The sequence below is a fragment of the Microtetraspora sp. AC03309 genome (assembly GCF_020826795.1).
GTDB lineage: Bacteria > Actinomycetota > Actinomycetes > Streptosporangiales > Streptosporangiaceae > Microtetraspora > Microtetraspora glauca.
Window position 1 is genome coordinate 39,130 of record NZ_JADDIL010000069.1, and the last position, 11,405, is coordinate 50,534.

9 protein-coding genes and 1 pseudogene are annotated in these 11,405 nt (G+C 68.7%); 8 read left to right on the plus strand and 2 right to left on the minus strand.

Annotated elements, in window-relative coordinates; all coding sequences use genetic code 11:
- The 6 genes from IMZ11_RS32315 to IMZ11_RS32345 all read left to right on the plus strand — a co-directional run bounded on the left by IMZ11_RS32315 (position 1) and on the right by IMZ11_RS32345 (position 6,858).
- Entirely contained in the window at positions 1 to 912 is a 912-nt protein-coding gene (locus tag IMZ11_RS32315; protein WP_228646200.1) for an ABC transporter ATP-binding protein, read from the plus strand.
- A gap of 12 nt (positions 913 to 924) precedes the next feature.
- The gene (locus IMZ11_RS32320) at positions 925 to 1,620 is read left to right on the plus strand and encodes an ABC transporter permease (protein WP_228646201.1); all 696 of its coding nucleotides are present in this window, start codon (positions 925 to 927) and stop codon (positions 1,618 to 1,620) included.
- 7 nt (positions 1,621 to 1,627) lie between these two features.
- Positions 1,628 to 2,791, plus strand: coding sequence for a sensor histidine kinase (locus IMZ11_RS32325; protein ID WP_228646202.1), 1,164 nt, complete (start codon positions 1,628 to 1,630; stop codon positions 2,789 to 2,791).
- Positions 2,784 to 3,425 carry a response regulator transcription factor gene (locus IMZ11_RS32330; protein WP_228646203.1) on the plus strand — a complete coding sequence of 214 codons (642 nt, stop codon included), beginning with the start codon at positions 2,784 to 2,786 and terminating at the stop codon, positions 3,423 to 3,425. Before IMZ11_RS32325 ends, IMZ11_RS32330 begins: the two co-directional genes overlap by 8 nt.
- A 380-nt stretch (positions 3,426 to 3,805) precedes the next feature.
- Positions 3,806 to 5,509: a tetratricopeptide repeat protein gene (locus tag IMZ11_RS46425; protein ID WP_308066881.1), complete on the plus strand. Its 1,704-nt coding sequence runs from the start codon at positions 3,806 to 3,808 to the stop codon at positions 5,507 to 5,509.
- Between the two features lie 347 nt (positions 5,510 to 5,856).
- Positions 5,857 to 6,858 carry a 5'-nucleotidase C-terminal domain-containing protein gene (locus IMZ11_RS32345; protein ID WP_228646204.1) on the plus strand — a complete coding sequence of 334 codons (1,002 nt, stop codon included), beginning with the start codon at positions 5,857 to 5,859 and terminating at the stop codon, positions 6,856 to 6,858.
- Positions 6,859 to 7,108: 250 nt separating this feature from the next.
- Here the strand turns inward: IMZ11_RS32345 and IMZ11_RS32350 are convergent, their stop codons facing one another.
- Complete coding sequence (locus IMZ11_RS32350) at positions 7,109 to 8,104, minus strand: SDR family NAD(P)-dependent oxidoreductase (RefSeq protein WP_228646205.1); 996 nt, start codon at positions 8,102 to 8,104, stop codon at positions 7,109 to 7,111.
- Positions 8,105 to 8,213: 109 nt separating this feature from the next.
- On the opposite strand from IMZ11_RS32350, the gene IMZ11_RS32355 reads away from it, so the two are divergent.
- The gene (locus IMZ11_RS32355; RefSeq protein WP_136725630.1) at positions 8,214 to 8,879 is read left to right on the plus strand and encodes a TetR/AcrR family transcriptional regulator; all 666 of its coding nucleotides are present in this window, start codon (positions 8,214 to 8,216) and stop codon (positions 8,877 to 8,879) included.
- A gap of 562 nt (positions 8,880 to 9,441) precedes the next feature.
- Here the strand turns inward: IMZ11_RS32355 and IMZ11_RS32360 are convergent.
- Positions 9,442 to 10,557, minus strand: a pseudogene (locus IMZ11_RS32360) (oxidoreductase); the annotation flags it as partial.
- Between the two features lie 131 nt (positions 10,558 to 10,688).
- Here IMZ11_RS32360 and IMZ11_RS32365 point away from each other — a divergent pair.
- Complete coding sequence (locus IMZ11_RS32365; RefSeq protein WP_228646206.1) at positions 10,689 to 11,135, plus strand: helix-turn-helix domain-containing protein; 447 nt, start codon at positions 10,689 to 10,691, stop codon at positions 11,133 to 11,135.
- Positions 11,136 to 11,405 lie beyond the last annotated feature (270 nt).

Here is an 11,405-nt window from a genome sequence, read left to right on the forward strand (position 1 = left end):
ATGGCAGTCATCGAAGTCACAGACCTCCGCAAGAGGTACGCGGACCTGACAGTTCTGGACGGGGTGTCGTTCTCCGTGGAGGAGGGCGAGATCTTCGGCATCCTCGGGCCGAACGGCACCGGCAAGACCACCACCGTGGAGTGCGTGGAGGGGCTGAGGCGGCCCGACGGCGGGTCGATCAAGACGCTTGGGCTCGACCCGGTCAAGGACGGGCGCAAGCTGCGCGAGCAGATCGGGGTGCAGCTCCAGCACACGCAGTTGCCGGAGAACATCAAGGTGTGGGAGGCGCTCGACCTGTATGCCTCCTTTTATGCCAGGCCGCGGGACTGGCGTGAGCTGCTGGAGGAGTGGGGGCTGGCGGACAAGCGCAATGCCCGCTTCGGGAAGTTGTCCGGTGGCCAGAAGCAACGGCTGTTCATCGCGCTGGCGCTGGTGGGTAATCCGCGGGTGGCGTTCCTCGACGAGTTGACCACGGGGCTCGACCCGCAGGCTCGCCGTACCACCTGGGAGCTGATCAAGCAGGTGCGGGCGAGCGGCGTGACGGTGGTGTTGGTGAGCCACTTCATGGACGAGGTGGAGGAGCTCTGCGACCGCGTCGCCGTCTTCGACCGCGGCACGGTCGTCGCGATCGACACCCCGGCCGGGCTGGTCGACGGGATCGACGCCGAGCATCAGATGCGGTTCACGCTGATGGCGGGGGACATGGTCGAGCTGGGTGGGCTGCCCGGGGTGACCGGCGTGACCAGGACGGGAAACCGGGTGGTCGTCATGGGCAGGGGTGATTTCGCCACGGCGGTCACCGCCGAGCTCGCCCGCCACCACGTCCTGGTCAGCGATCTGCGCATCGACAAGCGCACCCTCGACGACGCCTTCGTCGCCCTGACCGGCCGTTCGTTCGGCTCTACCCACTGACGGAGGACCACCATGACCAAGCTCGCCGTCGTCGAACTGAAACTGCTGACCCGGGAACCCGGGGCGGTGTTCTCGCTGCTCATCCCGTTGTTCATCCTGGTGGTCTTCGGCAGCTCGATCGAGCCGGGAGACACCGTGCTCCTGCCGATGGCGCTGGCGATCGCCGTGGGGCTCGTGGGTCTGTACATGCTGCCCACCACCATGGCCACCTATCGCGAGCGGGGCATCCTGCGCAGGCTCTCGACCACGCCGGTACGCCCGGGGAACCTGCTGGTGGTGCAGCTGATCCTGCAGCTCGTCCTCGTGCTGACCGCGTGCGGCCTGCTGCTGGCCGTCGGGGGCACCGTCCTCGGAGCCCACCTGCCCACCCGGGTGCTGCCCGGTGTGCTGACCTTCCTGTTCGGTACGGCGGCCATGTTCGCTGTCGGCCTGCTCATCGCGGCCCTCGCTCCGAACGGCCGGGCCGCCAACGGGATCGGCGTCCTGCTGTACTTCCCGATGGCGTACCTCGCCGGGCTCATGCAGCCGACGGATCAGATGCCCGATATCTTGGCCCGCATTGGGGAGTACACCCCTCTGGGCGCTTTCCGGCAGAGCATGCAGGACGTCTGGGCGGGCGGCGCTCCCAGCCCTCTGCTGCTCGGTGTGATGGCCGCATACGCCGTGGTCATCAGCGTCGCCGCGGCCAGGTTCTTCCGCTGGGAGTGAGTGAGGTATGACCGGGCGGCTCGACCGATGGGAGCGGCTCCTGGAGCGCCAGATGGCGGCGGCGCCGTACGTCCTGCTGGTGACCTCCATGGTGCTCTCCCTACTCACCGACGGCAGGTCGTGGGTCACGCTCGGCCTGGCCGCGTTCGCCGCCGCCTGGATCTGGCTGGTGCCGCGAGGTGCGGCCTACGTGGCCGGGCTGGTGGTGCTGATCGGAGCGCTCTGCACGCAGGGGATGTGGTTCGCGAGCTTCTTCGCTTTCACCGGATACCTCCACTCCTGGCAGTACCTGAAGGGAAGGTGGCGGTTCGCCGGGGTGACCGCCACGGCGGCGATCAGCGTCGCGACCTACAACGGCGGTCTGCCTGATCCCACGCCGTCCGGAATCTTCGCCTACCTGTTCTTCACCGCCGCCATCGTGGCAGGGGTCGGCCTGTTCAGCTTCGTCGGCGAGATCACGGCCGAACGGAGCGACGAGCGCAAGCGCATGGTGGCCCAGCTCGAGGAGGCGCTGCGGGAGAACGCGGGACTGCACGCCCAACTGCTGGTCCAGGCCCGCGAGGCGGGTGTGCTCGACGAACGGCAGCGCATCGCGGCCGAGATCCACGACACCCTCGCCCAGGGGCTGACCGGCATCATCACCCAGCTCCAGGCGGCGCAGCGGACCGAGGACTGGCGGCGTCATGTGGACAACGCGGTACGGCTGGCGCGGGAAAGCCTGGCCGAGGCCCGGCGCTCCGTACACGCGGTGGGACCCGGCCAGCTGGAGGCGGCGCCACTGCCCGAGGCTCTGAGGGACGTCGTCACCCAGTGGGGTGAGCTCAACGGGGTACGTGCGGATTTCGCCACCACTGGTACGGTCCGTCCCATGCATCCGGAGGTCGAGGAGACGCTGCTCCGCACCGCGCAGGAGGCCCTGGCCAACGCGGCCAAGCACGCCGGTGCGTCCCGTGTCGGGCTGACCCTGTCGTACATGGAGGACGTGGTCACCCTGGACGTGCGCGACGACGGCGCCGGGTTCGACCCCGAACGTGTCCGCGACGGCGGCGGCTTCGGCCTGACCTCGATGCGCAAGCGGGTGAGCCGCCTGGCAGGCACGCTGGAGATCGAGTCGGAACCCGGTGTCGGCACCGCGATCTCCGCGAGCGTTCCGGCGGTGGCACGTGGCTGAGACCCCGATCCGGCTGCTGATCGCCGACGACCATCCCATCGTCCGGGACGGCATCCGCGGCATGTTCGTCGGCGACCCGGACTTCGAGGTGCTCGGCGAGGCCGGAGACGGCGGCCAGGCCGTCGAACTCGCGCGGGCGCTGAACCCCGACGTGATCCTCATGGACCTCCGAATGCCCAGGATGGACGGTGTCTCGGCCATCAAAGAACTCGCCAGGCTGGGCATCGCGGCCCGCGTCCTCATCCTCACCACGTACGACACCGACAGGGACGTCCTGCCCGCCATCGAGGCCGGGGCCACCGGCTACCTCCTCAAGGACACCGGCCGGGACGAGCTCATCCGTGCCGTCCGTACGGCGGCGCGGGGCGAAGCCGTGCTGTCCCCGTCGGTCGCCACCCGCCTGCTCGGCCAGGTCCGCGCGCCCGTCGACCCACTGAGCGCCCGGGAACTGGAGGTTCTCCACCTCATCGCCGAGGGCGCCACCAACCGCGAAGCCGCCGCGCGCCTGTTCATCAGTGAGGCCACGGTGAAGAGCCACGTGCTGCACATCTACGCCAAACTCGGCGTCAACGACCGGGCGGCCGCTGTCGCCGTCGCCTTCCGACGTGGCCTGCTCACTCTCGACAACGGCTGACCGGGACAGACGCAGGCAACGCTGACGGCGACGTCGGCCACCGAGCCCACACGGAGGACCGTGTGGCCGACCCCGGCCCCTGGTGGCGGCAGCCCGTCAGTGTGATCGCCCTGTTCGCCGCATCCTGCCCACACCGACCATGGTCTGATCACGCCAGTGTGATCGCGGCAGATGTCTACATATTTCCGTTAAGCCGGATTATGCTCTGGCCAGTCCTGAAGTGGATCACACGGAGGTGTCCATGAGGAAGATGACCATCCGCCGCAAGAGCACGCTGCGCCTGCTGTCCGGCGCCCGCCGGCTCTGGATCGAGTGGTGCTGGTAGTTGCCGGCACGGCGGGCGCTCCCGGGCGCCCGCCCCTGCGGCGGTCGGCCCAGCCGTGACCGGCGAGCCGGGCGGCTACGACTGCCACCGCGACCACGGGCCGTACGCCGGGGTCGGGGCCTTCCTCGGCCGGATCGCCGCCGACCGTCCACGCCTCGCGGCCCGCCACAAGGTTGAGCTGCACGCCATCGCACCCTGGCTCGACGACGCGGCGCGACCGGCCGCCGAGGAGGAGCCGATCCGGTTCCATCCCGCCCGGCGCACCGCCTGCCTGGCCTACGGCGCGGCGGAGTTCGTGGCGGCCTGGGCGGGCACACTCCGGCATCCGGTCACGGTCCGGTTCGACCACGTCGCCGACGCCGACGAGACCACCCGCGAGCTGCTGGACGTGCTGGTCCGCCGGATCGGGTCGTCCCCGGCGCGTCTGGACCTGCGCGACGGCGGCGCCCGCAAGCCGATGGCGGCCGACCAGGCGCCGGAGGCGATGCGCACGGCCCTGGGCGACAGCCTGGCCCGCGGCTTCTACCACCATGCGGCCCACATCGCCGGGCGTGGACGCGCCGCGGTGACCCCGGAGGGCGACCTGCGGCACTGGTGGGCGTTCACCACCGGCCTGGCCACCGCCCTGGCGGCGCTGGACCGCGCCGCCGAGGCGCTCGGCCTCTACCACGAGGCGCGCGCCGCCACCGACGACCCGAAGATCAATATGTCGGCCGCGTACGCCACCGCCATGCTGTACGCCAGGCACCTGCCGGCAGCCGACCAGAACCCGGCGCGGGCACGGCACTGGCTGGAACAGGCGCTTCACCTCGCCGCCGGACTGAACGACCCACGGCAGCGGGTGCTGTCCACCGTCTTCTACGAGCAGGGGCTGGCGCTGCTGGACAGCAAGGCGGGTGAGCCCGCCCGCGCGCTGCGGCTGATCGACGACGGGCTGGCCCGGCTGACGGCGGTGCTCACCCCCGGCGAGCGCCCGCAGGACCTGGCCCGGTTACGCCACAACCGGGCGCAGGTGCACCTGGCCCTGGGTGATCCGGCGCAGGCATTGGCCGACCTCGACACCGTGATCGCGCATGACCCCGGCAACTGTGAGTACTACGTGGACCGGGCCGCCCTGCACCGCGCGGCGGGTCGGTCCCAGGCCGCGATCAAGGACTATGGCACCGCGATCCGGCTGGGACCGCACCTGCCCGAGGCGTACTACAACCGGGCCGTGCTTCAGCAGGAGCGCGGCCGGCCGGAGCCGGCGCGTGACGACCTGGAGCGCGTACTCGCCATTGACTCCGGGCACCTCGACGCCCGGATCGCCTTGGTCAACCTGCAGGTGGAGCGCGGTGCGCTCGACGCGGCCGAGGAGGGTGCGCGGGCCGGGCTGGCGCTGGCCCCGCAGGAGCCCGCGCTGCTGTGCACCCTCGGGCTGATCCGCTCGGAGCGCGGCGGCCTGGCCGAGGCCGACGACCTGCTCACCCGGGCTCTGGCCCGGGATCCGGAACTGGTCGAGGCATGGACGAACCGGGCCGCCGTGCGATTCGAACGCGGTGACGTGACCGCCGCCGTGGCCGACCTGGACCGGGCGGTGGAGCTGTCGGCGGCGCCGGTGCCCCGCTACAACCGGGGTACGGCGCTGATGCGGCTGGAGCGGTGGGACGAGGCCGCCCGCGACTTCGCCCACGCGCTCGCCCAGCCCGGCCTGGACCGGGCGCTGCGACGCGACCTGCGCGCGGCACTGGACCGCTGCCGTCGCGCCGTGGCCGGCTGACGCGGACCGGGGCGTACCTGGCGTCGGCTCCAGGCCGGCATCCCGGCTCCACCTCGTGTCGGGCGCGCGACTGCGGGCCGTGAGTCGGTCCGTTGCCGTGGCTCTCGTTGAAGGAGACGCCGAACCCGCTGCTGGAAGGACCCATTTCTTTGCGTGCCGGTGAGCCATGTGGTCGGCCGGCTCCATCTTCGAAGCCTCGGTTTCCGACCCTCGCAGAATTGTCGGCCGGTCTGGCTAGCATCTGTTTCTCCAAGGAAACGGGCTAATCCGTTATTCCTTGTCGCAGATCGCACGAGAGGAATACTGTGGGCCTATTAGGCATGACTGGGCGCCGAATCGCATGGCCGGTGGCTGTTATCGTCCTGGCGTCCGGCACCTTCGTCCCTGCGGCGCATGCCGCCCCGAAATCGCGGAACGCCGTGTCCGCCTCCGCCGCGGAGGTCGACACGCCGCCTGGGCAGGGTGATGATCCGGCTCAGGACCCCGTGGGAAAGGTCACCATCCTCTTCGAGCGGACCACCGCGTCGAAGTGTCCGTTGACCTTCAAGGTCCACGGCTCCTTCGAGGGGCTTCCCGCCGGCGCGCAGGTCGTCCAGTATCGCCTCGTCGGCACCGACGAGTGGAAGGCCGTCAACGTGCCGGCCGACCACGGCGACGTCTTCACCACCGTGCTGGAGACGCTCGACTGGGAGTGGGACTGGGAGACGGAAAAGTTCTCGGTGCAGATCGAGATCAGACAGCCGAACGGCCTCACGTCCAACACCCTCTACTACTTCAAGTGCGGTTCGCCGGGCGCGGAGGAGACGTTCGGCGCGACCGCCGAGAACATCGGACTGACCGCCGCCGGTGGCCCGCTGGCGGAACTGGTCGCCGACGCCTACCTGGACGCGGTCCAGGCACTCTCCGGCGCGGAGGTCGCCCTCGTCAGCAGGTACGGGTTCCGGACGGACCTGAACGCGGGTCCGGTCACCTATGAGGAACTGTGGGACACCCGGCCGGCCGGGCTCGCCGTAGATGTGAACGAGATGACCGGCGCGCAGCTCAAGAAGCTGCTGGCGTACCGGAATCCCTCGGGCTGGGTGCTGACCCCCTCGGCCTCACTTCGCTACACGGTGGAGGGAGGGGCGGTGACCGAGATCACGTTGAACGGTGCTCCGGTGACCGACACCCAGGTGATCAAGGTGGCGGCCAACTACATCCTGATGGGCGGCCAGGAGGGCTTCCCGAAATGGGAGGGAACCACCACCGTCTACCGCGGCGGGCCGGACGACAGGGGAGCGCTGGCGTCGTACATCGTGAAGAACTCGCCGGTCGAGGCGCCGAAGGGGGACCGCGTCACCATTCGATGAGTGACACCTGAGCGGTCGGACGGGCATGACGCCGAACGGCCGGGCCGATCGCCGGGCGGCGGGTATTCCGTCCGGCGATTCGCCGTCAGTCAGACGGAATATTGCCCCGCATGAAAAGGCGTGCCTTCATTCGGCTGCGGGATTTTCGGCCGCGATCCACCCGTACTCCTCAGGTATATGCGCGGCACCGCGACAATGCTTCTCAATGATGCTCTCAAAAGGAGTCCGCTGCCGGGTGACATGTGGCTTTTCACAATCCAGGATGTAGTCGTGGCCTGAAGCCGCCGGTTTCCAGCAGGGATCCCGTGATGGCCGATCCGGAGGGAAACGAGTTCTGCTTGGACTGAACGACGGGGAACTTCACCCCGGTGAGGTCTTCGGAGACGGCCCACAGCCGCTGCTGGACGGCTACCTCGTACGACTCCGGGCTGGAGGTGACCAGCCGGGGGTGGCCCATGACCTCGTTGCGTCCGCCGGGACCGTAGTACTGGCCGCCGAGCGCGGCGGGGTCGGTGGCGGCGCGCAGGGTTGGCAGCGCGCCCATTGCCGGCGTCTGGGTGATCAGCGGCGCGAGCCAGGTGAGCGGAAGCCGGAGGGCCGCGGGGGTGTTGCGGGCGAGCTCGGTGCTGGACATGCCAGGGTGCGCGGCCACCGCGACGGTGGTGCCGTGCGTGGCGAGCCGGCGCTGCAGCTCGTACGTGAACATCAGGTTGGCCAGCTTGGACTGACCATAGGCGGCGGCCCGGCTGTACGACCGCTCCCACTGCAGGTCGTCGAAGTGGATCGCGGCCCGGATGCGGTGGCCGGTGCTGCTGACCGTCACCACGCGCGAGCCGGGCACCGGCAGCATCAGGTCCAGCAGCAGCCCGGTGAGCGCGAAGTGGCCGAGGTGGTTGGTGCCGAACTGCATCTCGAAGCCGTCCCGGGTGGTCTGCTTCGGGGTGTACATCACGCCGGCGTTGTTGATCAGCAGGTCGAGCCGGTCGAGGCGGGACCGCAGCGCCGCCGCCGCGGTCCGGACGGAGTCGAGCGAGGTCAGGTCCAGCGCCTGCACGGTCACGTTGCCGGTCATGCGGGCCGCGGCCCGCTCACCCTTCTCGACGTTGCGCACGGCGAGCACCACGGACGCCCCGCGCTCGGCGAGCGCCTTGGCGGTCTCATACCCCAGTCCTGTGTTGGCCCCGGTTACCACGGCCACCCGCCCGCGCTGGTCCGGAATGTTCGCCGTCGTCCACTTCTCGCTCATGTCAGGCTCCCAACTAATTAACGTACCGAAGGTATCTTGTGCCGACGACGTTAAAGTACTTTCGGTACGTTGTCAACGTACCGCAGGTACCTAAGTTAGGCTGGCGATCGTGACTTTCCAGCGGGCGCGAACCGAAGAGCAGCGGGAGATCCGCCGACGGGCGATCCTCGACATGGCGTCGGCGATGCTCGACGAGATGCCTGTGGCCGCGGTCACCCTGAACGAGCTCAGCCGCCGGGTAGGTCTGGCGAAGCCGAACGTGCTGCGCTACTTCGAGTCTCGCGAGGCGGTGCTGCTAGAACTGCTGGACCACTTCCTGCAGGAGTGGCTGACGGAACTGGCAGGCGAGTTGGCCGCCGGCATCGACGAAAATCTACCCATGGCCGAGCGGGCGGCAGCGGTGGCCGAGATCCTCAGCCGCTCACTCTCCGGCCGAGTGGTGCTGTGCGACCTCTTCGGCGCACAGGGCAGCGTCCTGGAACACAACGTCTCCGTCGAGGTCGTAGCACGCTACAAGCGCGCCTCCCTGGACCGCCTGACAACCATGACCGCTCTGATCCAGAAGTACCTGCCGGAGCTAGGCGAGAACGCAACACTGTTCAGCCTGCAAACCATGGTCATGGCCGGCGCGCTGTCGGCGTACAGCACACCCCCACCCAGCCTGCAGGCGGCCTACCAGGCCGAGCCCGACCTGGCCCGCTTCCACTTGGAGCTGAAGGACTACTTGAAGCTGGCTCTGACCGCAACCCTCCTGGGCGTGCTACCCCGCCGCTGACCTGCGTTGCACTGGACAGGCCAAAACCTCTGTATTTCTCGCGCCCGGACGGTGGAGGGGCCGGGGTGCCCTAGCTCGAGCCGCTGGCCCTGACCACTTCGGACTCCGCGTCAACGCTCTTCCTCGCTCGACCTGGCTCCGGTCGCGGGCCTGGCGACATGCCGCGAGCCGGGTGCCGTCGAACGCGTCGATCCAGTGCCGGCCGCCTCTATCAGCGGCCTGCCGGAAGAACGGCGCTGCGGCATCCTCGTCCAAGGTCCACTGATGCATACCGGCCGCAGCCTCGCCGTAGCTTATGCACCCAGCCCCACACGACTCACCCTCAGCCCGGTCCGACCCAGCCGTGTGAACTGCACCGCAGTACCTCCCAAATCGGCCAGCACGACCCCACGCGCACCGTCGGCACGCCGCGCGGCCACACCGCTCAGCCTTGCACGCGAAGCCGGACGTCACTGGCAGGGCCCGACCTCGGCTCCGAGCCAGGTATACCGGGTGGGTCCGGAACTGACGAACACAGAAATCGGCTGACAGCTCCTGGGCCCAAGATCGCAGACAACCGCTACCCGAGCATGGCCAGTTGGACACGTCGGCGGCATCGGTCGAATGCGTCGTCGGCCAGACGCACGACGTGGAATGGGTCCATGACCGCGACCGCGTCGGGCAGTTCTTTGCCGGCGGAGGCCTTGAACCGGGTGAAACCGTCCATCGCGACGACCTCGACGCGGTCGCGCCAGGACGCTTCGCGTTCGGCGAGTCAGGCCTTGAAAGCCTGCTTGGTGCGGCCTTCGACCATGCCGAGCAGCCGGGCAGGGCCGATGTCGTGCAGCTCGGTCAAGTCCTCATGAGAGAGGGAGAGTCCCGCGCCGGTGATGTTCTCGCGCAGGTGTGCCGTCGATGACGTGCCGGGGATGAGCAGGATGTTCGATGATCGCTGCAGCAGCCAGGCCAGTGCGACGGACATCGGTGTCGCCTCCAGTCGAGCGGCGACCGACGAGAGCGCCGAGGACTGAAGCGGGGTAAAGCCCCCGAGGGGGAAGAAGGGCACATACGCGACGCCGTTGGCGGCGAGCCGGTCGATGAGCTCGTCGTCGTGGCGGTGGGCGAGGTTGTACATGTTCTGCACGCACACGATCGGCGCGATGCTCTGTGCCTCGGTGACCTGCTTCGCGGTGGCGTTGCTGACCCCGAGGTGGCGGATCAGGCCCTGCTGCTGGAGTTCGACGAGCGTTTCGAACGCCTCGGCGAGCGAGCCGGGCTGGGGACCTTCGGCGTTGCCGAGTCGGAGGTTGACCAGGTCGAGTACGTCGAGCCGGAGGGACTTGAGGTTGTCGTGGACCTGGCGGCGCAGATCTTCGGGTCGCCGGGCCGTAGGCCAGCCACCCTGTTCGTCGCGGGTCGCGCCCACCTTGGTCACGATGTGCAGCGACTCGGGATAGGGGTGCAGTGCCTCGCGGATCAACTCGTTGGTGACACGCGGCCCGTAGGCGTCGCTGGTGTCGATGTGGGTGATACCGACGTCGACCGCTTCACGCAGGACGGCCAGGGCGCCCTCGCGATCGGCGGGCGGCCCCATGACCCACGGGCCGGCCAGTTGCATGGCGCCGTAGCCGAACCGGGTGACGGTCAGGTCACCCAGAGTCCAGGTGCCGCCGGGAAGAGAGAGGGAGGGTGTGCTCATCTTGTTGCCTTTCGTCGTGCACTTGGGGGTGGCGCCTGCTGCCTCCCTGCATCAGCATTGGAGAGAAACTTCCTGTCGGGAAGTAGGCACTTTGGAGTGCGTAACCCACCCATTGGTGAGAGGTGCGATCAGTGGCGACGATGAAGGCGGCCCAGAAGAGGGCTCAGGCCAAGGTGGAGTACAACGCGTTCCTGGCAGGGTGCCCCAGCCGGCAGCTGCTCGACCGAATCTCGGACAAGTGGGTCGTCCTGATCCTGTGTGCGCTGGGTGGCGACAACAGCGCTGGCCAGCCCGGTGCAGCAGACGCAGACGCGCCGAAGGCGATGCGTTACTCCGAGATCTCTCGTCTTCTGGCCGGGGTCAGCCAGAAGATGCTGACTCAGACGCTACGATCGCTGGAACACAATGGTCTGCTCACCCGTACCGTGACGCCAACCGTCCCTGTCACCGTCTCCTACGAGCTGACCGACCTCGGCCTCTCGCTCCACCACATGACGCGCGGGCTCAGAAACTGGGCGCAGACCCACATGGCCGAGGTCCTCGCAAACCGCGAGAACTACGACTCTCGCACCTCCTGACGACTCACATCCAACCGTCCAACAGCTCGACATTCTCGGCGTTGCACCCTCAACTGCGAAGAGCCCGAATGATGCGCGTCTCCGGAGATCGATAGTTCCGGGGCGCTTATCGAGCGCCGGCGCCCTGATCGCCCCGCTGCTGGAGGAGTGGGGCCTCATCCCGCCGTGCATTCTGGTCATCTTCGGAAGCTCGATCGGTCCGGGAGGATGTCCCGACGTTCGTGGAACTTGATCGGCGGTCCCGCGGTCAGGCGACGTTCTCGTTGTAGC